This window comes from Frankia sp. Allo2, from assembly GCF_000733325.1.
GTDB lineage: Bacteria > Actinomycetota > Actinomycetes > Frankiales > Frankiaceae > Frankia > Frankia casuarinae.
The window spans coordinates 18,023-40,221 of record NZ_JPHT01000022.1 but is presented as its reverse complement, the minus strand read 5'-3'; the positions used below and the strand labels follow the sequence as shown (position 1 = coordinate 40,221).

The following is a 22,199-nucleotide window of genomic DNA, read 5'->3' as shown; positions in this document are numbered from 1 at the left end:
GGCGTCTGTGTCCGACCCCGGGCGAGGCGGACATGAGGACCGGAAAAGTCGTCCGGTGCCGAGCCCACTGACCGCGACCAGATGCCACGATGGAGGCATGCAACGTAGGCCACCAGTCCCATCCAGATCGCCGCGCGGTGCGGGAGGCGCGGGACGTCTGCCCGAAAGCCTCGGCGGTCTGCGCCTCGCCGGCGCCGTCCCGCTCGACCCCAAGCCGGCGNCCCCGCCNCCCCCCGCCAGCAGCGCCGCCACGGCCGCGCCGGACGCCCGTCCCGGCGCGCCAGCCGGGCCCGTGGTCATCGACGTCACCGAGGCGAGCTTCGCCACCGACGTGGTCAGCCGGTCGATGCAGGTTCCCGTAGTGCTGGACTTCTGGGCCTCCTGGTGCGGCCCGTGCAAGCAGCTCAGCCCGATCCTGGAGAAGCTCGCCGCGGCGGACGGCGGCCGGTGGATCCTCGCCAAGATCGACGTCGACGCGAACCCGGGCCTCGCGCAGGCCGCCGACGTGCAGGGCATCCCCGCGGTGAAGGCGGTGATCGGCGGGNNNNTCATCGGAGAGTTCACCGGCGCCGTGCCCGAACGGGAGGTGCGGAGCTGGCTCGATCAGCTGCTCTCCCTGGTCGGCGAGGCGATGGGCGCAGTCCCGGGCGCGGCAGCCGCGGGCGGCCCCGCCCGTGACCCACATGTGGCGGCGGCCGAGGCGGCGCTTGCCCGTGGCGACTTCGACACCGCGGTCGAGTCCTACCGCATCCGGCTCACCGAGGCGCCCGCGGATCCCGAGGCCCTGACCGGGCTCGCGCGGGCCGAACTGCTGCGCCGGGTGCATGGGTACGATCCGGTGGACGTCCGCAACCGGCTGGTGGCGAATCCGGACGACGTCGAGGCCGCGGTTGCCGCGGCCGACCTGGGCATCGCGCAGGGAGACGTGGCCGGGGCCCTCGCTGGTCTCGTCGAGGTCGTCCGCCGGACGGCGGGACCGGAGCGGGAAAGGGTCCGAGCGCACCTCGTCGGGCTGTTCCAGGCGTTGGGTGACGAGGAGCCCGCGGTGGCCCCGGCTCGACGCTCCCTGGCAGCCGCTCTCTTCTGAGGACGCGGCAGTCGAGTTGTGGGGAGCCAGTGCACGGTCCAGGGACCGCGGACCGTGCTCAGATCCCCACATTCACCGGCTGAAGGCGAGCTGACGGAGGCCCCGTACGGCGCCCTGGGCCAGGGGTCCCCGCACTGCGGCGAAGCCGCCGTGCGGGGGAAGGCACTAGGCGGGGGAGAGCCAGATGGCCCCGAGAGGCGGCAGCGTCAGGGTTGCTGAGGCGTCGAGACCGTGATGCGGCTCCTCGACAGCCTGGACCGAGCCGAGATTGCCGATGTTGCCGCCGCCGTAGCGGTACCCGTCGGTGTTGAGTATCTCGCGCCAGCGGCCGGGGAACGGCAGCCCGATGCGGTAGCCCTCGTGCCCGATGCCGGCGAAGTTGGTGACGCAGGCCAGCACGCCGCCCGCCGGGTCCTCGCCCGACCACCGCAGGAACGAGAAGACGTTGTTCTCCGCGTCGTTCGCGTCGATCCAGGAGAAGCCCGCCGGGTCGGCGTCGTGTTGGTACAGGGCCGGGACCGTCCGGTAGAGACCGTTCAGGTCGCGCACGAGGTCCGCGACACCGGCGTGGGCGGGATCGTCCAGCAGGGGCCATTCGAGGGACGCGGACTCGTTCCACTCGTTGTCCTGGGCGAACTCGCAGCCCATGAAGAGCAGCTTCTTGCCGGGATGCGCCCACATGTAGGCGAGCAGCGCCCGCAGGTTCGCGAGCTGTGCCCAGCGGTCGCCGGGCATCTTGCGTAGCAGTGAACCTTTGCCGTGGACCACCTCGTCGTGGCTGAACGGCAGGATGAAGTTCTCCGAGTAGGCGTACACCATCGAAAAGGTCATCTGATGGTGGTGGTACATGCGGTGGATCGGCAGCCGGGAGTTGTAGTCGAGGGTGTCGTGCATCCACCCCATGTTCCATTTGAAGCCGAAGCCCAGGCCGCCGAGGTGGGTGGGGCGGGTGACCCCGGGCCACGCGGTCGACTCCTCCGCGATCATCATTGCGCCCGGGAAACGGCGGTAGACGGNGGCGTTGGNCTCCTGCAGGAACGAGACGGCGTCGAGGTTTTCCCGGCCGCCGTGGATGTTGGGCAGCCAGCCGCCCTCCGGCCGGGAGTAGTCGAGGTACAGCATCGAGGCGACCGCGTCGACGCGTAGCCCGTCGATGTGGAATTCCTCGAACCAGTACAGGGCGTTTGCCACGAGGAAGTTGCGTACCTCGGGGCGGCCCAGATCGAAGACGTAGGTACCCCAGTCGGGCTGTTCACCGCGGCGTGGATCGGGATGTTCGTACAGGGGGGTGCCGTCGAAGCGGCCCAGCGCCCAGGTGTCCCGGGGGAAGTGCGCCGGCACCCAGTCGACGATCACCCCGATGCCGGCGCGGTGCAGCGTGTCCACAAGGTGGCGGAACTCGTCGGGGCTGCCGAAGCGGGCCGTCGGGGCGTAGTAGGCCGACACCTGGTAGCCCCAGGAGCCGCCGAAGGGATGCTCGGCCACGGGCAGCATCTCCACGTGGGTGAAGCCGTTCTCGACGACGTACGCGGTCAGTTCCTCAGCGAGCTCCCGATAGGACAACCCGCGCCGCCAGGAGCCCAGGTGGACCTCGTAGACGCTCACCGGCTCGGTGCGCCAGGCCGTCCGGGCCCGCCGGTCGAGCCACGCGCCGTCGTTCCAGGTGAAGTCGGAGGCGAACACCACGCTCGCGGTGGCCGGCGGCACCTCGGTGTGGAACGCCAGCGGATCCGCCTTCTGCCGCCAGATCCCGTCGAAGCCGAGGATCTCGTACTTGTACCGGGCGCCGGTGCCGGCGCCGGGGACGAACAGCTCCCAGATCCCGGAGCGGCCGAGCGAGCGCATCGGGAAGGCACGCCCGTCCCAGAAGTCGAAATCGCCGACGAGCCGCACTCCCCGCGCGGAGGGGGCCCACACGGCGAAGCTGACCCCGGTGACTGTGGCGCCGCCCGGCGTCGTCAGCGCGCGCGGATGCGCCCCGAGCACCTTCCAGAGCTGTTCGTGCCGGCCCTCGATGATCAGATGGAGGTCCATCTCACCGAGGGTGGGCAGGTGCCGGTAGGGGTCGTCGATGAGGTACGGGCCGTCCGGGTAGGTCACCTCGATGCGGTAGTCGGGCAGCATTCCCGGCACGGCCACTCCGAACACCCCGCCGCTGTGCAGCCGGGTGGCCGGGTAGCGGGCCGGCCCGACGAGGACGGTCACGGCCCTCGCATCGGGGCGCAGCACCCGGACGACCGTGGCGTCGCTCCCGGGATGCGGGTGCGCCCCGAGCAGCGCGTGCGGGTCGTGATGCGCCCCGCTGACCAACCGCTCCAGGTCGTCGTAGGGCAGGTCGACCGAGACCGCGGGCGCAACCGCGGGCGGGTCTGCGGGCAGGGCCGATGGTGGGGCCGATGGTGGGGCCGATGGCACGGCGGGATCGTCGGCGGTCTGTCCAGGCTGGGCGCTGGCGGACGATGCGTCGCGGTCCGCCAGCGCCNCCCGGCCACCGCCGTTGCGGACGGCGGTGGCCGCCCCTCGGGGGTTCGGTCGGTCGGGGGCGAGCCCGGTGGCCAGGCGTCCCGTCCGCGCCGTGCCGTTGTTGACGTCGCCGTTGTTCACTGGGACACCCCTGCCTCTCTGCGCGGTGATTTTTCGGGTCTTCTGTCGGGTCTTCTGGCTGATCCGCGTCCGGGTGCCGGCACCGCTGCCGGGCGGCCGCCACGGCCCGGGCCGGGCCGTGGCTTACCCCGCCGACGGGCTGGACCGGGTCAGTCGTTCCACCGAGGACAGCGGGATCCCGATCCACCCCGGTCGGTGGCGGGCCTCGTACAGGATCTCGTACACGGCCTTGTCGAGCTCGAACGCACGCAGCACCACGGCATCCGCACGAGGATCGCGGCCGGCCGCGGCACCGTAGCCCCGGCAGAACGCCTCCCGGTTGCGATCTGCCCACTCCTGGGCGCGGTAGGCCAACGACGGCTCGTCACCGCGTTCGAGCAGCATCGACCGGGCCGCGTAGTCGAACGAGCGCAGCATCCCGGCGACGTCGCGCAGCGGCGATTCCAGCCCCACACGGTCGGCGACCGGGCGGACTGGCTCCCCCTCGAAGTCGAACAGCACCCAGCCCGAGTCGACCCGCAGGACCTGACCCAGGTGCAGATCGCNGTGTAGCCGTTGGAAGGGCCGGGGATGGACGGCCTGCGCCGACGCCCCCGTCACCTCGTCGTAGCTCTTGCGGATCGCCGCCTCGAAGGGACGCAGCTCGGCGACGGCCTCGACCGCCGCATCCAGCCGGCCATGCAGGTAGGTCACCAGGGAGCGCAGGGCATCGGCGGTCGCGGGCCTCGTCGGCAGCGTCCGGGCGAGGTCGGCGTGCACCTCGGCGGTGGCGGTACCCAGCCGCTCGGCCTCCGCGGCGAAGTCGCCGCCGACCTCGTCGGCGTGCAGGTCGGCCTCGGCGTACAGGTCGCGCACGCTGGCCAGCGCCAGTCGCCAGCCCTCGGTACCGCTGCGCAGGTACTCCTGGAGGAATCCGAAGGTGGTCGGTGTCCCGTCGACACGGCCGGAGTACCAGGCGACGGGGCGGGCCACGTGTGTGCTGCCCGCCTCCGCCAGCGCCCGGGTCACCTCCAGATCGGGGTTGACGCCCGGCCAGAGCCGCCGGAACACCTTGAGGATGTAGGCGTCGCCGTAGACGATCGAGGTGTTGGACTGCTCGGCGCCGACGGCGTGGGCGGGCAGGATGTCCAGTGGTTCCAGCGCCTCGGCGACGAGGCCGTCGCGGTGTGTCGACCGGCGGAGGAAACTCAGCAGGGCCGAGCTGCCATCGGGGTCGTGCAGGCCGTCGTAGACCAGGCCGCCGGCACTCTCGCCGATCAGGAAGCCCTCGTGGCCGAAGGGCGCGTCCGAGCGGATGACCACCGGAACCTGGTAATGGTCCGACGGACCGTGGTCGTAGTCGACGTCAACGACGAGCAGCCGTAGCGGTTCGAAGACCATGACGTCGTGACGGATCCGCAGGCCGCCCCCGGATCTGCCCTTCCCGGCGAACCAGCGCTGCCGGGGGAGCCACTCGCGCAACAGGCCGGTCAGTTCCGCGTGGTGGTCACCCATCATCGACCTCCCGGTGCCCGTCCTCAACGATCATTATGCCAGCTAACCTAACGTCCACTGCCTCCATAGCAGCCTTTTGCCCGACCCGGGCCGGGCCGCACGTCGTTCAGGCGGTTCCAGTGCTCCTTGGCTGTTCCTTGCCCGACCGCCCCGACGGCCTCCGTTGCCCCGGTCCGCCCAACGCGGCTAGGGGGTGAATTCCCCCGGTCTGGTCACCGCGAACCAGTAATGTCCGTGACCTGGCAGTGTCAGCAGGTAGGGAAGCTCGCCGATCGGCGGGAAGTGCACCCGGCCGAGCAGCTCCACCGGAACCATTCCCTCGAAACGACGCAGATCGAGCTCCACCGGCTGGGCGAAGCGGGACAGATTCGCGACGCACAGGACCCGGTCGTCGCCGAACTCGCGGACGAAGGCGAAGATCGAGGGATTGGACGCGCCGAGCTCGGTGTAGTCGCCGAGCCCGAAGACCGGATGACGCTTGCGTACCTCGATCATCCGCTTGGTCCAGGCCAGGAACGAGGTCGGCATGCGCTGTCCGGCCTCGACGTTCAGGGCCTGATAACCGTAGACCGGATCCATGATCAGGGGAAGGTACAGTCGGGCCGGGTCCGCGGTGGAGAAACCGGCGTTACGATCCGGTGACCACTGCATCGGAGTCCGGACGCTGTCCCGGTCGCCCAGGTAGATGTTGTCGCCCATCCCGATCTCGTCGCCGTAGTACAGCACTGGCGAGCCGGGCAGCGAGAGCAGGAGCGCGGTGAACAGCTCCATCTGGTCACGGCTGTTGTCCAGCAGCGGCGCCAGCCGGCGACGAATGCCGATGTTGGCTTTCATACGCGGATCTTTCGCGTATTCGGCCCACATGTAGTCCCGTTCCTCGTCGGTCACCATTTCGAGCGTCAGCTCGTCGTGGTTGCGCAGGAAGATGCCCCACTGGCAGTTCGGCGGGATCTGGGGTGTCTGAGCAAGAATTTCCGAGATTGGGTAGCGGGACTCCCGCCGGACCGCCATGAAGATGCGCGGCATCAACGGGAAGTGGAACGCCATGTGGCACTCGTCGTCGTTGCCGAAGTACTCGACGACGTCGGAGGGCCACTGGTTTGCCTCGGCGAGCAGCACCCGGTCGGCGTACTTGGCGTCGACCTCCTTGCGGACCCGCTTGAGGTACTCGTGGGTCTCCGGCAGGTTCTCGCCGTTGGTGTTCTCCCGGACATAGAGGTAGGGGACCGCGTCGAGCCGGAACCCGTCGATGCCGAGATCGAGCCAGAAGCGCAGAACCTCCAGCATCGCCTCCTGGACCTCGGGGTTGTCATAGTTCAGGTCGGGCTGGTGGGAGAAGAAACGGTGCCAGTAGTACTGACCGCGGACCGGATCCCACGACCAGTTCGACTTCTCGGTGTCCACGAAGATGATCCGGGCGTCCGGGTACAGCTCGTCGCTGTCGGACCAGACGTAGAAGTCCCCGAACGGCCCGTCGGGGTCGGAGCGGGACGCCTGGAACCAGGGATGGGCGTCCGAGGTGTGGTTCATCACCAGATCCGCGATGATCCGGATGCCCCGGCGGTGGGCCTCGTCAACCAGGCTAACGAAGTCGCCGAGGTCACCGAATTCCGGCAGGATCTGAAAGTAGTCACTGATGTCGTAGCCGCCGTCACGCAACGGCGAGGAGTAGATCGGTAGCAGCCACAGACAGTCGACACCGAGCCACTCCAGGTAGTCGAGCCTGGAGATCAGGCCGCGAATGTCCCCCGTGCCGTCGCCGTTGGAGTCCGCGAAGCCGCGGATGAGCACCTCGTAGAACACGGCTCGCTTGAACCAGTGTGGGTCGCGTAAAGTCCCCCCGACCGGCATGGCGGGGGCCGGGCCGGGGGNGTGGTCGCCGATCGGTTCGCTGAGAGGCTCAGAATCCATCACGACCGGGCCCGCACAGCGAAGACGTGCGCGGGCTCGACCGCCGGGTCCAGCCGCACGTAGTTCTGCTTGCCCCACGCGTAGGTGGCACCAGTGATCTCATCGGTGACCTCGAAGGAGTCTTCCCAGCCGAGGCCGAGGGCCGGCATGTCGAGCCGCACGGTGGTCTCCCGGGGAGCGTGCGGGTCGAGGTTGACGACGATGAGCACGGTGTCGGCGGCGGCCGTGTCCCCGGGATCCGTGCCGTCCGCCCGCAGGGAGTCCACCCGCTTGGAGAAGACCATGATCTCGTCCCCGTCGGCATGGTGGAAGTGCAGGTTGCGCAACCACTGCAGGGCGGGGTGGGCACGGCGGATCTGGTTGAGTCTGGTCAGGTACGGCGCGAGCGACTGGCCCGCACGCTCCGCCGCGGCCCAGTCGCGTGGCCGGTACTGGTACTTCTCGGAGTCCAGGTACTCCTCGCTGCCCGGTCGGACCGGGGTGTTCTCGCGCAACTCGTACCCGGAGTAGACGCCCCAGGTCGGTGACAGCGTCGCAGCGAGCACCGCCCGGATCCGGAACGCCGCCGGGCCGCCGTGCTGCAGGTACTCCGGCAGGATGTCCGGGGTGTTGACGAAGAAGTTCGGCCGCATGTAGTGCGCGGCCGACACCAGTTCGCGCGCGTACTTCTCGAGCTCCCACTTCGTGTTGCGCCAGGTGAAATAGGTATATGACTGGGTGAAACCGACCTTGGCGAGCGTGTGCATCATCGCCGGCCGGGTGAATGCCTCCGCGAGGAAGAGCACATCTGGTTCGGTCGACTTCACCTGGGCGATGAGCCATTCCCAGAACTCGACGGGCTTTGTATGCGGATTATCGACACGGAAGATTCGTACTCCGTGTGCAGTCCAGTACCGGACGACGCGCAGGATCTCCTGATAGAGCCCGGTCGGGTCGGCGTCGAAGTTCAGCGGATAGATGTCCTGGTACTTCTTCGGCGGATTCTCCGCGTAGGCGATGGAGCCGTCACTACGCACGACGAACCACTCCGGGTGATGCTTCGCCCATGGATGGTCCGGCGCGCACTGCAGGGCGAGGTCCAGCGCGATCTCCATGCCCAGCGAGCGTGCCCGGGCGACGAACAGGTCGAAGTCGTCGATCGTGCCGAGGTCGGGATGCACGGCGTCGTGGCCGCCGTGTTCGCTGCCGATGGCCCACGGCGAGCCGGGGTCCGTCGGACCGGGGGTGAGGGTGTTGTTGGGACCCTTGCGGTTGACCTCGCCGATCGGATGGATCGGCGGCAGGTACACCACGTCGAAGCCCATCGCCGCGACCGCGGGCAGGCGTTCGGCCGCGGTGAGGAAGGTCCCGGACCGGGGCGGGTCGAGGCTCGCGCCCTCCGAGCGCGGGAACATCTCGTACCAGCTGCCGTAGAGGGCGCGCCGACGATCCACCCACAGCCGGTACAGCGGTGAGCGGGTCACCAGTTCGCGCAGCGGACAGGCGTCCAGCAGGCTCACCAGCTGGGGATCGAGGGCCGCGGCGATCCGGTCGCGGGGGTCGGTGCAGTCGTCGTCGCGCAGCGCGGCCACGGCGAGAGCGATCTCCGCCCGGCGCGGTTCGGGGACTGCGGGCAGGGCCCGCAGCAGCAGGCGCGCACCGTCCTCGAAGTCCACCGCGAGTTCGTCCGTGCTCTGGCCCGCGCCGACCTTGAGGGCAATACCGTGCCGCCAGGTGGCGACCGGATCGGCCCACGCCTCGACCCGATATCCCCACAGGCCTTCGGTCCCGGCGGTGATCTCCGCCTCATAACGGTCGGTACCGGGGCCGGCGGAGCGCATCCGGATGAACGGAGTTCCCTGCCCGTCGGGACCTGACAGCACGACGTTCGCGCCGATGAGGTCATGACCCTCGCGGAACACCGTTGCACCGACGGTGAGAATTTCGCCCGCGACCGCCCGCGCCGGCCACTGGCCACACGAGACGGTCGGTGTCACATCGGAGACGACAACCCGGCCTACTGAACGTCCGATCATCATGACGACCTTATCCAGACGAACCACACCTCAATGGTCCGCCCTGTACGTGGCGATTGGCGACACCTCTGTGTGAACTGCCCGCGACCATCGCATGGGCGATTGTTGTCGTTGGGATGGGTCGGTCCGTCCCGCCCGGATGGCCCGCGCTGAAGGCAATGTTCCCCAGTTGCGGCCCTGTCGAACGTCCGAACCTCCTCTGTTGCGGTGCTCCGGGTGCGGGGTCGAGGTCGGAGCGTCACCGGGGTCCCGGCGGCGGACGCCCGGCGCATTCCGGAATCATTGTGGTGATGTTGTGTGATGGGGTCGGGGTGGCTCGGGTGGTGTTCCGCCGCGGTTGCCGGCGCGTAAAGGGGTGGCCCGATCGTGGCGGGCGGGNGGCACCGGGACGATTCGGGCGCAGCCGGCGCGGCTACGGGGCGGTGTGGCACCGGCTGCGGGAACCTCGTGGCCCACTCGTTCGTCCCGCAGGGCACAGTACTCCGGCCACGTGGCCTTCGTGGGCGGAGAGTCACTGTGGCGTTCACGCCGCGCAGTAGGCTGCCGGCGCCCGGGGACACCCGGGGACACCCGGGGACACCCGGGGCGCACCTCGCCCCGGGTCGCCGGCTTCCGCGGGGGCCGCTCGAGCGGCCCCCGAAACATCTGAACGGCAGCAACATCTGAACGGCAGCAACATCTGAACGGCAGCAACATCTGAACGGCAGCAACATCTGAACGGCAGCAACATCTGAACGGCAGCCCTTTCGAACAACGCACAGCAGGAGGAGCAGTGGGAGTCAGCCTCAGCAAGGGCGGCAACGTGTCGCTGACCAAGGAGGCGCCCGGACTCACCAACATCCTGGTCGGGCTCGGCTGGGACGTTCGGAGCACAACCGGCGCGGACTTCGACCTGGACGCGAGCGCCATCGCGTGCCGGGCCGACGGCAAGGTCGTGTCGGACGGGCACTTCGTCTTCTTCAACAACCTCAAGAGCCCCGACGGTGCGATCGAGCACCAGGGCGACAACCTGACCGGCGAGGGTGAGGGCGACGACGAGGCCATCACGGTGAACCTCACATCCCTGCCGGCGGAGATTGACAAGATCGTCTTCCCGGTTTCGATCTATGACGCGGACTCGCGGCAGCAGAACTTCGGCCAGGTCCGCAACGCCTTCATCCGGATCGTCAACGGCGCCGGCGGCAGCGAGATCNCCCGCTATGACCTCACCGAGGACGCCTCCACCGAGACGGCCATGGTGTTCGGCGAGGTCTACCGGCACGGCGCGGACTGGAAGTTCCGAGCCGTCGGACAGGGCTACGCCTCGGGTCTGGCCGGGATCGCGCGCGACTTCGGCGTCAACGTCTGAACCCCGGATACGTCTGAACCCCGGATGCGCAGTCGGGCTCGGTCAGGCGACCGGGTCCGACCGGGTCACTGGGTCTGACCGGGTCACTGGGTCTGACCGGGTCACTGGGTCCGACCGGGTCCGACCGGGTCACTGGGTCCGACCGCGCCGGCCGGCGCGGTAATGACCAGATGCTATGGGTCCGGTCGTGTGTGGGTGACATGTACAGGTAGAGCGATACACATCGGGTGTAGCACTTTTGTCAGGTCGTGCCCACCAGACGAGCAGTTACGATGCCGACGACCGCCGCACCGGGCCAGCAGGCCGCGGGACGACGCGGTCTCCGGCGATGCTTGAGCGATGCGGGATCCGACGGACCGCGGATCCGCCCGCGCGGCGCGGCCGGGGTCTGGCGACCGGTCCGGGAGGGTGTTGGTAGGCGTGCACGCCTTGCGAATCTTCGGATGGTCCTTGGCGATCACCGTTATCGGGGTGGCCGCGGCGGGGGTGATCGGTGGCCCCAGGAACGCGGCGCTCGTCGCGATCCTCGCGGTGCTCGAGATCAGTTTGTCCTTCGACAACGCCGTCATCAACGCGACGATCCTCGGCCGGATGAGCCAGTTCTGGCAGAGGATCTTCCTGACGCTCGGCATCCTGATCGCGGTGTTTGGCATGCGTCTGATCTTCCCGATCGCCATCGTGGCGCTGACCGCGCATCTCGGTCCGCTCGAGGTCTTCGACCTGGCGCTGAACGACGGTGCCCGGTACGCGGAGAAACTGGGTGACGCGCATCCGGCCATCGCCGCGTTCGGCGGGATCTTCCTGTTCATGCTGTTCCTGGACTTCCTGTTCGACCCCGAACGGGAGATCCAGTGGATCAAGAAGCTGGAGGAGCCGCTGCGCAGGGCGGGCCAGCTCGATGTGGTTCCGATCGTGCTTGGGCTCATCGCCCTGCTGGTGGTCGGCCAGGCCTTCGCCGGCGACCACCAGCAGCAGGTGCTGCTCTCCGGGGTGGCGGGGCTCGCGACCTATCTGGGCGTGCGGGGACTCGGCGAGTTCTTCGAGGCCCGCGGTGTGGGCGCCGAGGACGATGACGACGATTCCGTCGCCGAGTCGGCAGGCTTGGCCCCGGTCCGGTCGAACGGTACCGGCGGCCCGCCGAAGTTGGTGCTCGCCACCGGCAAGGCCGCCGCGTTCCTCTTCCTCTACCTCGAGGTCATCGACGCGTCGTTCTCGTTCGACGGAGTCGTCGGCGCCTTCGCGATCTCCCAGAACATCTTCGTCATCGCGGCCGGTCTCGGGATCGGCGCGATGTACATCCGGTCCCTGACCGTCTACCTGGTCCGGCGGGGCACTCTCGGCGAGTACATCTACCTCGAGCACGGTGCCCACTATGCGATCGGGGCGCTGGCCATCATCCTGGCCATCTCGATCGAGACCGAGGTTCCGGAGATCGTCACCGGTCTCATCGGGGTGGCCTTCATCGGTCTGTCGCTGCTGTCCTCCATCCGCCACCGGTCCGCCGAGCGCGGTTTGGCGGGTGCCGGGTCCGTCCCGGGCGAGGACGAGGGCGGCCCGGGGCAGCCACGAGAGGCCGTCGGCGCCCCGATGTAGCGGCCGTGCGCCGGGCGGCGACAGCCGGCCGGCGCACCGGGCCTGGGTGGCCGGTCTGGAGAGCGCCGCCGCGGATGTGACATCGTCGGGTACTGGCGTCCGATCCTGCCAGGCGATGATCACCTGATCATGGATGACACCCAGCTACCGCGAGGGAGCGGATCATGGGCATCGACTACAGCAAACGTCCCGCCACACCGGCGGCCGGTTCCGGCCCGGTCTCGCTGAGCAAGGTGACACTGACGAAATCCGCGCCGACCGTCTCGCTGAGCAAGCAGGGTGGTGGCGGGCGGCTGCACGTGAACCTCAACTGGAACCAGCAGCCGGGCGGCGGCCAGCAGAAGGGCGGCTTCCTCAAGCGGGTGCTGGGCGCCGCGGGCGGCGGCATTGATCTCGACCTCGCCGCGTTGTTCGAGCTCTCCGACGGCCGTGCGGGTGTGGTCCAGGCCTTGGGTGATGCGTTCGGCTCCTTCACGGATCCCCCCTTCATCAACCTCGACGCGGACGACCGCACGGGCGCCGCGGTCGGTGGCGAGAACCTGTACGTGAACCTCGCCGCCATCTCCCAGATCCGCCGCATCCTCGTGTTCGCCTTCATCTACGAGGGGGTGGCCTCGTTCGACCAGGCCGACGCGGTGGTCACCCTGACTCCGGCGCAGGGTGCCCCGATCGAGGTCCGGCTGGACGAGCAGGCCGGTGGCGCCCGGATGTGCGCCATCGCCCTGCTGACCAACACCGGCAACGACTTCAAGGTCAGCCGGGAGGTCCGCTACGTCAGCGGTCACCGCGAGCTCGACGAGGCCTACGGCTGGGGCCTGAACTGGACTGCCGGCCGCAAGTGACGCCGGTAGTCCGCGATGAGCCATCCGGTCCCGCCGCCCGTCGGCGAGGAGGATCGATACTCGATGTTCCAGCCACGTCGCGAGCCCTCGCCCGAGCAGGCGCGCGCCGACCGTGCGAGCTGCGACCAGCGGGCCCACCCCGGGCACCGATCTCATCCTGATCGTGACCCGGCTTCCGGGCGAGGCCGGGAGCGGCCCGGACGATACTCCGCCGATGATCGCGGCGGGCCGGTGACCGGCGCCGATCCGGGCCAGGCCGACCCGGCGTACGCCGGTCCTTCGCGGGCGGCCGGCTGGGAACAGGGCCGGAGAGGGCAGGTTCCGGTGGACGCCCATCCGCCGAGAGAGGACCGGTTCCCGGGACGGAACGCCCCGGCATGGTCCCCCTCGCAGCCAAGCCACGGCGGGTCGAGTGGCTACGGGGNCCATGCCGGNTCGGGGNATGGGGCGCGGGAGGAGCACCGCTCCGTCGCGGGCTCTCGGGGCGCGCCCGCGTACGAGGCGACCGATCCGCGCGAGGCCGATGACCTGCCGGAGGCTGAGTGGCGCGAGACCGGTCCCGAGGCCGGGGACCGCGGGGCGGGTGGCCCTGAGGACATCCGGCCTGATGAGGTCCGGCCTGATGAGGTCCGGCCTGATGAGGTCTGGCCTGATGAGGTCTGGCCTGATGAGGTCCGGCCCGACGAGGTCCGGCCCGACGAGCCGGAGTCGGCCGTGGCATCCGAGCGCGCCGAGCACGCCGGACCGGCGACGCCGACACGGTCTCCGACGGGCCCGGATCAACGGGATGCGGAGCGCGGCCCGGTCGACCATGGCGGCACCGCGGCTCAGGATGATCAGGTTCCTCAGGACGGTTCGGCGGATCAGGACTGCCCCGTGGACCGTCCGGGCCCTGACGGCGGCGGGACGGATCTGGTGGGTTCGATCGGTGCTGTCCAGGCGGTGGCGCTGGAACGCCTCGCGAGCCGCGTTGACGAACTGGCCCGGCTACGGCGTCACGATACCCAACTCGTGGACCGATTGCATGCCGAGAATGCCCGGCTACGTAGTGGTGAGCTTACCGAAGCCATGGCCCCCCTTCTGCGGGGGTTGATTCGACTTCATGATCAAATGGGTAGCCTGGGGGCCGACGATCCGCAGAGTGTCGCCGGCATCCTGCGTAAGCAGCTGCTCCAGGTGCTCGATGTCGCTGTGGACGTCCGCCCGTACACGGCGGTGCCGGGCGGGACCTTCGACCCGGCGCGGCACCTGGGGGTGCGTCGGGTGCCGACGGACGACCCGGGACGGGACGGGACGATCGCTCGTACCGTTCGTCCGGGTTTCGTCCGCGGCGAGACCACGGTCGTCCGACCGGCGGAGACCGAGGTCTACCGATCGCGCTGAGCCGCGGAGGTACGAGGCTTGTGAAGGGAAGAATTAGACGGTGGCAGGCACCAAGGTGTTCGGGATCGACCTGGGCACGACCTACTCCTGCATTGCCCAGGTCGACGAGTACGGCCGACCGGAAGTGATCCGCAACATCGAGTCCCAGCCGACGACGCCTTCGGTCGTCCTGTTCGACACTGGGGCGGAGGGCCCAACCTCTTTCGTGGTGGGAACCCAGGCCAAGCGCCAGGCTCGCATCCGTCCCGACGACGTCGCCCGGCTGGTCAAGCGGCACATGGGCGCGTCGGACTGGCGGTTCGTGGCGCATGACGAGGAGNACAGCGCCGCCGCGGTGTCGAGCCTGGTGCTCAAGGCGCTCGCCGCGGATGCCGAACGCGCGACCAGTGTCCCGGTCACCGATGTAGTGATCACCGTGCCCGCGTACTTCGGTGACGAGGAGCGCAAGGCGACGAAGCTGGCCGGCGAGCTCGCCGGCCTCAACGTGGTCGACATCATCAACGAGCCGACCGCCGCCGCCTTCGCCTACGGATTCGGCCAGGACGGGGCCGAGGAGTCGACCGTGCTGGTCTACGACCTCGGCGGTGGCACGTTCGACACCACGGTCATCAGGCTGAGCGAGGGCGCGATCACCGTGGTCGCCACGGATGGCGACCACGAGCTGGGCGGTGCGGACTGGGACAACGAACTCGTCCGCTACCTGGCGCAGAAGTTCACCGAGGCGCAGCCCGACGCGGGCGACCCGCTCGACGACGTCTACGACGAGCAGGAGCTGCTGGCCGCGGCCGAGGACGCGAAGCTGGCGTTGTCCGGCCGGGACAGCGTCGACGTGCTGGTCGTGCACAACGGCAGGCGCACAAGCGTGCCGGTGACCCGGACCGTCTTCGAGGAGATCACCGGCCCGCTGCTGCGGCGCACCATCGACCTGACCGGCTCGGTGCTGGCGCGAGCCCGGGAGAAGGGTGTCGAGAAGATCGACTTGTGCCTGCTGGTGGGGGGCATGAGCAAGACACCGGCGGTGGCCCGCCGGCTGCAGGAGTCCTTCGGGCTCACCTCTCGGCTTGCCGATCCCGATCTCGCCGTCGCCAAGGGCGCCGCGGNGTACGGGCAGAAGAAGGCACTGGAGCGCGAGGTCCACGCGGACCTGGTCGCCAGCGGGCATCTACGTCCCGACCAGGAACTCGCCGCAGCCGACGCCGTGGACGTGGAGAAGGCGGCCGCAGCCAGCGCCGAGGAGGCGGGACTCTCGACCGCCTCCGTGGTCGATCTCGTCCGCACGAAAGTGACGAACGTCACGTCACGTGGCTTCGGGATCTTCGCCGAGGACCGGGGCACACCGGTCGCGGCCTTCCTCGCCCACCAGAACGACCCGCTGCCTATCGCCGTCACCCGGACCTTCTACACCGTCGTCGACGATCAGGCCGAGGTGGACATCCGGGTCTTCGAGCAGGGCACCACCGCCGAGTCCACGGCGATCGACGACAACAAGGTGATCGTCGCCGGCTCCATCAGCGGGATTCCGCCTGGCCACCCGTTGGGCACCCCCGTTGAGGTGACCTTCACGATGGGCGGGGACCAGACGATCCAGGTCACCGCCTCGCACGAGGGCGCGGCCACCCCCTTGGTGCTCGAGGTGCGCGCCGGGGTCGGCTCGGAGGAGATGCGGGCCGTCGAGTCGGCGAAGGTCAGCCTGCTCAAGCAGCGGGACTGAGACCCCGCGGCGGATCGGACCCCGCGGCGGATCGGACCTCGCCGTGGATCGATGCCGGTGCCGGGCCATTCGGCCTCCCCCACGAGTGTTCCCGCACGAGTGTTCCGGCCCGCGGCGGCCGACGCCGGAGTGGATAGGGTTCAGCCTGACCAGGCACCGCGTCCGGTGGAGCGCCCTACAGGCCTCGCGGGGACGTGGGTGCGCGCAGTGCGTGCGGGCGGCGCCAACCTGGCGTCCGCGGCCCGCGCCGAGGCGCGGCTTCGTACTCTCAGGTGTGGAGTGGTCGACGGCCGCTCCACGATCGGCGCCTGACGACGGGCCGCCGGCCGGTTCCCGGCGGGCACGGTGGGCACGGTGGGCACGTGGGACGAAGGTGGATCGGTGAGCGCGGCGTTCGACGGCAGCGGCTATCGCCAGCGGGTGCTGGCGCCGCTGCGGGCCCGCGCCTCCCTGGACACCGCCGACCCGTTCCTCCTCGCGGGTCTCGATCCGACGGTGGCGTACACCGACTCCGACGTCGGGGCGCACCTGGTGCGGGTGCTCGCCTTCCTGCAGCGGGAACGCAACTCGGCGAAGTACGCGACCCTCGCCGCCGAGCTTGTCCGTCGGCGGGCGGAATGGGAGGAGCCGCTGCGGGACGCGGACTCCCGGGAACGGGTCCGCGCCCGGGTGCTGGCAGCCCGGCGTAGCGGTGACGCCGAGCGTCTCGCCAAGGTCGACGGCTATCTCGCCACCGTCCGGGAGCGTTTCGGCGGCATCCCGGCATCCCGGGTGGACGGCCTGCGCCGCCTCGCCGTCGCCGCGGGGGTGACGGTCGAGGAGTTCGACGCCCGCCTGAGCCGGGAGCAGATCATCATCGACGCCGTCGGCGGGGGCGTCGAACCGCTGCCGGCCGAGGTCCGCCGGCAGATCTCCGAACGGCTCGGCGAGCTGCGCGCCCTGCGCGGCGGGGACCGGGTCTCGACGGCGTCGCTGTGGGCCTTCCTGGGGCTGGCCCCGGACGCCTCACCGGAGCGGCTGCGGGCCGCGTACGCCGCGATGGTGGCGGGCAACCACCACCGTCCCCATGACCGGGAGAAGACGGTCACCGCGGACCTGCTCGCCCTCGTCTCCGCCCGGTTGATCGAGGGCGACCCCGCCGCGTACACCGTTGGGCTGATGGCGGACGCCGTGGACGAGCTGCGGCCCGCGGTCGAGGAACACGTCGTGCTCGACGGCGAGCTCACCGCGGTCGCCTTCGAGGGTCTCGTCCGGGCGGCGCTCGCGACCGGGCGCGGACTGACCGCGGCTCAGGCGAAGTCCGTCGTCCTGGAGGCGGCTCGGGAGCTCGGCGCCGCGGTGAACGTCGGCGGGGTCGTCGACTACGTGGTATGCCCGGGATGCGGCCGGCCGGAGGCGGCCGGGTCCGTGCGGCACTGCCGGTACTGCGACACCGACCTCTACACCACCTGCCCGTCCTGCGGATCGATGACCGAGGCGGCGGCGGTCGTCTGCCGGCACTGCGGGCACAGCCTGCGCCAGGCCAGGGAGGCGGCCGATGCGCTCGTCGCGGTGCGTCGCGCCCTGGAGGGCGGTCATCCCCGCCAGGCCGGCGAGATCCTCACGACCGCCCATCCGGTGCTGGCCGCCGTCGGTGGACCGGTCGCCGGGACGGCGGAGGAACTGGGAGCCCGGGTCTCCGCCGCGCTGGGCGCCGCGGACGCCGGTTGGCGGGCACTCACCGAGGCCCGCGCGGCGTGCCGGGCGGATGCGGCGCTTGCCGATGCCCGGTGGCTCGCGGCACAGGCCGCCGACGTCCCCGGCCCCGACGGCCGGAAACCGGCCGAGGTGCTGGCCGAGCTCATTGCCGCCCAGGCGGTGATCCGCCGGCGGGTCGAGGCGGCGCGCGCGCTACCACCCGAGGACCAGGAGGCCGCCCTCGCCGCGGTCCTCGCGACGGCGGCGGACAACCGGGAGGCGCTCGCGGCGATGGCGGCTCTGCCGCTCTCCCCGCCGTCCGACCTGACCGCGGTGCCGGGCCCCGACGGTTCGGTGCAGCTGTGGTGGCGCGCTTCGCCCTCGGTCGGGGGCCCGGTCTCCTACCGGGTGGAACGCGTCGTGCCCGTGGAAGCTGGCGACGGCCAGGGGGTGGCCCCGGGGCGGAGCAGCCTCGGTACCACCCGCTCGACGGAGCTGTGCGATGCCGGCGCTCCCGCCTGGACTCCGGTGCGATACGAGGTGACTGCCCTCTGCGGTGAGCGCCGTTCCACGCCGGTGGAGACCGCCCCGCTCGTCTTCACCCGGGACATCACCGACCTGCGGGCCGAGCGCACCGCCGCCGGGATCCGCCTGGACTGGAGCCTCGGCGGGGCGCTGGCCGCCGTGACAGTGGAGCGGACGGTGGCACCGCCCGCCGCGGTCAGCCAGCCGCCCCGGCGGGCGCGGGGCACCGGCGGCCTCTTCCACGACACCGATGTCGTCGTCGGCGTGACCTATCGTTACCACGTCTTCGTCGAGTACCAGGACGCGCGGGGACACCCGGCCCGGACCCCCGGAGCCGAGGTGACGCTGGAGGTGGCCGCCCGCCCGCGGCCCGTCCATGACCTCACGGCGGCCACCGCCGCCGGGCGGACCACGTTGCGCTGGACGCCGCCGCCCGGCTGGGAGGTGCGGATCTACGCGACCCCGGTGCCGCAGCCGCCGGCCGTCCCCGCCGCCATCACCCACGTGACCAGCACCGCTCACGCGACCAGCACCGGCCCGTGGCCCTACCCGGGGTCGGGGCCCCTGCCGATGATCGGCATCGGGCCGGAAGGCTGCGACGTGTCGCTCGCCGCCATCCCCGATTCGTCACGTCTTGTGGGGCTGAGCCGTTCCGGGCAGGTCAGCGAGGTGGCACAGGTCGGCGAGGTCATCTACACGCCGCTGACGGTCCATGGCGGGACGGCCGTCGTCGGCCGGGCCGTGTGTCACCTCGCCATCGAACCCGTGCGGGATCTGCGCGCCGACGATCGAGGCGACTCGATCGTGCTGTCCTTCCAGCTGCCACCGGGGGTCACCGAGGCGCGGGTGCTCTGGCGCCGTGACCAACCGCCGACCGGACCGGATGATCCCTACGCCGCGAGCGCCAAGGTCACCAATACCAGTCTGGAGATCAAGGGCGGCTGGCATCTCGCCGCGCCGCGGGACGGGTGGGCTTACCACGTGGCCTGCTACCCGGTGTACCGGTCGGGGGGCGTGGCCCGGGTGGTCGCGGCCGGCGTCTCGGTGCTGGCGCGCCCCGCGACGCGTCCTGATCCACCCCCGATGCCGGCGGCGTCCGGGAGCAGCCCGGGAGGCTCGGCTGGCGTGGTCTCGGCTGGCGTGGTCTCGGGCCGGCCGGTGGTTGGTACCGTCGCCGACCCGATCACGATGCAGCCGCCGGGTGGGCCGACCCAGCCCCGCACCGGGGGCTATCCGTTGCCTGCGGCGACGGGTGCTGTGCCGTTGCCCGCGGCGACGGGCACCTACCCGCAGCCCCTGGCCACCGGCCCCCTCCGCCCGGTGCCGGAGCACGCGTCGGAGGCGCAGACGAACCCGCCGTCGGGCCCGACGGCGGGTTCGTCCACCGGCCCCACGCCGCCGCAGGCTCCGGCCGTCCAGCCGACCGTCACCTACACCGTGAGCAGGTCCGGCTGGCGGCGGCGCACCCTACGGGTACAGGTGCACACCACCGGTCCGGCCGGAGATCTGATTCTGTTCGCGCGGCCGGGAACCGTACCGCCGCGGGCTGCCGCGGAGGCCCACGAGCTGTCTCGGCTCGCCGCTGTGGACCAGGCCGGCACCCGGACCATCGACGTCACCCTGGACGGCGCCCAGCTGCCCTGGGGAGTCCGGCTGTTGCCTGCGCTGGTGCACCCGACTGGATGGACCATCACCCAACCACCGGACGACGCACTGGTCATTCGATGATCCGGAGCGATCCCAGGTGGATGTGCTCTCCGTGGTCCGCTTCGGCTCATTTCTTCTTGTTCTTCCGTTGATTTATGGCGGTTNCCTCGGGTTTTGTGGCACCAGATCTACAACATATGCGCTACTACGGAAAGTATTCATGAGGGTGCTGTTCCTTGGCTGGGATGCGCCGTTTACGATTGGCCTCATCACTCCTAGTCCCAGTACCGCCCAGGTGTGTATCGGTTACCTGGGTGGAGCACCTGTCGAATCGTTCCGGCTGCGAGGTCGGAGACGGTTGGGTTCACGGACGGGCACCTGACGGTGCCCGGTCGACTCGCCTGGTGAGGCACGGGTCGAGTCCGGTGGAGCGCTGAGCGGTTGCCGTGCGAGCGGTCCGCTCGGAGGGGACGCCCCATCGTGGGTCGTGGTCCGGCCATGCTCCGCCGTCGCGCGCCGGGTGATCCGACGGGAGCATGTCACGCCAACACCGAAAGGCAGCGCGCGAGCATGGCCTCGATCATCCGCGGCCGACCCGCCCCTCCGGTCGGCNAGCCGATTCCCTCAGCCCATCGACGACCCCGCAGCGGCCGGATCCACACCCAGCGCCGGGTCCGGACCGGAGCCCGGATCGGCCTGATAGCCGTGTTCGTGGTGGGTCTCCTCCAGGCGGTCACCCCGCTGGCCCGCGCCGCGGGAAAGTCACCGTCGCCGACTCCGGCCGTGTCGCCATCCGCGACGAGCGGATCCAGCCGGGCGGGGGGCGACGCGGGCAGTGGCCGCGCGCAGGGCGTTCCACTCACCACGCTGAGCCCGCAGGCGCGCAGCCGGATCACCCTCGTCCTTTTCGACCAGGACATCGTGCTCGTCGGTGGCCGCAGTTTTACCGCGGGTGATGATGTCACCGTCGTGGCGGAGACGGCCAAGCTGGGCGGCAGCGCGCTCACCCGGGCGGACGCCGACGGCCGTTTCATCCTCGGCTTCCGGGTGCCGGCGGACTTCGCGGGAACCGTCAACGTCAAGGCCACCCAGGGCACGGCCACGGCGACCGACGCTCTTGATGTGACCGGACCGGAGGCGGCCGCCCGGGCGTTCCAGGCCGCTCCGGCTCTTCCCGATGAACCGGTGGTGAAGACGGCGCCCTCGACATCGCCGTCTCCCAGGCAGCAGGACACGTCCGCGGGCACCTCGCCGAGCCCGGCCGTCTCGCCCGCGCCGTCCCCGTCCGCCGCCGGTTCGGCGTCCGCGTCGCCGTCCCCCGCGCCGTCCGCGAGCGCCAGCTCGACCGCCCCCACCAGGAGAACCGCAACGCCGACCGCAACGCCGACCGCGACCCCGTCCGGGTCGAGACCGACCCCCGGTACGGGATCGACGGGCACCGGCGCCGGTGGGACGAGGTCGGGCCTGCCGTGGCTGTCGGGGTTCCAGTCGCATCAGCTCGCGCAGCTCGTCGAGTTCGGTGACTGGCGCGGCCGGCCGAACGACATCGTCCACGTCTACACGAGCCGCGACCAGGGTTGGGGCGGGCTGGTGGAGCCGGCCTGGCCGGTGGATCTCTTCAAGGGTTTCCAGGGCAAGCTGCTGATCAGCCAGCCGACATTCCCCAAGGGCCAGGGCGACAACGCCGCCTGTGCCCGAGGCGAGTACGACTCCGAATGGAAGAAGCTCGGCAGCTTCCTCGTGGCGCACGGCCGGGCGGACTCCATCATCCGGATCGGCTGGGAGTTCAACGGAACGTTCATGTACTGGCATACGGACGCCGACCCGACGGTGTTCCGGGACTGTTTCCGGAAAATCGCGACCGCCATCCGGTCCACCGACTCCGAAGTCAAGATCGACTGGACCTTCAACGCGCACGCCTCCCCGGTACCCAGCGGCAACAGTCCCTGGGGCGCCTACCCCGGCGACGAGTACGTGGACTATGTCGGCATCGACGCCTACGACCACTTCCCCCCGTCGAAGGACGAGGCGACGTGGAACAAGCAGTGCGAGGACGTCAACGGCCTGTGCTACGTGATCAGGTTCGCCCGGGAACACGGGAAGAAGGTCGGCGTCGGGGAATGGGGGGTGGCCTCCTGCAGCGGTGACGGCGGTGGCGACAATCCCTTCTACATCCAGAAGATGTTCGACACCTTCAAGGCGGCCAGCGACGTGATGGGATACGACGCCTACTTCAGCGACCCCACTCCCGGAAACGTCTGCTCGACCATCACGAACGGCGGTCAGAACCCGAAGGCGGCCGCCATGTACAAGAAGCTCTTCGGATCCGGCGCCAGTTAGTCGCATTAGTGGGGGTCGATCG

The 22,199-nt window shown here is 70.3% G+C and carries 12 protein-coding genes; 8 read left to right on the top strand and 4 right to left on the bottom strand.

Annotated features, from left to right (window positions below; genetic code table 11):
* The first annotated feature begins 97 nt into the window (after window positions 1-97).
* Window positions 98-1,087: a tetratricopeptide repeat protein gene (locus ALLO2_RS14985; protein WP_051875293.1), complete on the top strand. Its 990-nt coding sequence runs from the start codon at window positions 98-100 to the stop codon at window positions 1,085-1,087.
* Window positions 1,088-1,252: 165 nt separating this feature from the next.
* Here the strand turns inward: ALLO2_RS14985 and glgB are convergent, their stop codons facing one another.
* From glgB to ALLO2_RS14965, 4 genes are all read right to left on the bottom strand, one after another.
* Window positions 1,253-3,691 carry a 1,4-alpha-glucan branching protein GlgB gene (gene glgB, locus ALLO2_RS14980; protein WP_035732841.1) on the bottom strand — a complete coding sequence of 813 codons (2,439 nt, stop codon included), beginning with the start codon at window positions 3,689-3,691 and terminating at the stop codon, window positions 1,253-1,255.
* A gap of 123 nt (window positions 3,692-3,814) precedes the next feature.
* On the bottom strand, window positions 3,815-5,185 hold the full coding sequence (locus tag ALLO2_RS14975) for an aminoglycoside phosphotransferase (protein ID WP_035732839.1): 1,371 nt from the start codon (window positions 5,183-5,185) through the stop codon (window positions 3,815-3,817).
* A gap of 186 nt (window positions 5,186-5,371) precedes the next feature.
* Window positions 5,372-7,036, bottom strand: a complete 1,665-nt coding sequence (gene treS / locus ALLO2_RS14970; protein ID WP_049761123.1) for a maltose alpha-D-glucosyltransferase — start codon at window positions 7,034-7,036, stop codon at window positions 5,372-5,374.
* Window positions 7,037-7,095: 59 nt separating this feature from the next.
* Complete coding sequence (locus ALLO2_RS14965; protein WP_011438054.1) at window positions 7,096-9,114, bottom strand: alpha-1,4-glucan--maltose-1-phosphate maltosyltransferase; 2,019 nt, start codon at window positions 9,112-9,114, stop codon at window positions 7,096-7,098.
* A gap of 769 nt (window positions 9,115-9,883) precedes the next feature.
* Here ALLO2_RS14965 and ALLO2_RS14960 point away from each other — a divergent pair.
* The 7 genes from ALLO2_RS14960 (at window position 9,884) to ALLO2_RS14930 (ending at window position 22,177) form a co-directional block, all read left to right on the top strand.
* A complete protein-coding gene (locus tag ALLO2_RS14960) occupies window positions 9,884-10,459 on the top strand; it encodes a TerD family protein (RefSeq protein WP_035732835.1) in 576 nt (191 codons plus the stop codon).
* Between the two features lie 420 nt (window positions 10,460-10,879).
* Window positions 10,880-12,052, top strand: a complete 1,173-nt coding sequence (locus ALLO2_RS14955; RefSeq protein ID WP_011438052.1) for a DUF475 domain-containing protein — start codon at window positions 10,880-10,882, stop codon at window positions 12,050-12,052.
* A 164-nt stretch (window positions 12,053-12,216) separates the two neighbouring features.
* Complete coding sequence (locus tag ALLO2_RS14950) at window positions 12,217-12,894, top strand: tellurium resistance protein TerA (RefSeq protein WP_011438051.1); 678 nt, start codon at window positions 12,217-12,219, stop codon at window positions 12,892-12,894.
* An 876-nt stretch (window positions 12,895-13,770) separates the two neighbouring features.
* Window positions 13,771-14,277: a hypothetical protein gene (locus tag ALLO2_RS14945; RefSeq protein ID WP_232235114.1), complete on the top strand. Its 507-nt coding sequence runs from the start codon at window positions 13,771-13,773 to the stop codon at window positions 14,275-14,277.
* 40 nt (window positions 14,278-14,317) lie between these two features.
* Window positions 14,318-15,988: an Hsp70 family protein gene (locus tag ALLO2_RS14940; protein WP_035732834.1), complete on the top strand. Its 1,671-nt coding sequence runs from the start codon at window positions 14,318-14,320 to the stop codon at window positions 15,986-15,988.
* 381 nt (window positions 15,989-16,369) lie between these two features.
* On the top strand, window positions 16,370-19,918 hold the full coding sequence (locus tag ALLO2_RS14935) for a hypothetical protein (RefSeq protein WP_023841102.1): 3,549 nt from the start codon (window positions 16,370-16,372) through the stop codon (window positions 19,916-19,918).
* Between the two features lie 489 nt (window positions 19,919-20,407).
* Window positions 20,408-22,177: a glycoside hydrolase family 26 protein gene (locus tag ALLO2_RS14930; RefSeq protein WP_198031015.1), complete on the top strand. Its 1,770-nt coding sequence runs from the start codon at window positions 20,408-20,410 to the stop codon at window positions 22,175-22,177.
* Window positions 22,178-22,199: the final 22 nt, after the last annotated feature.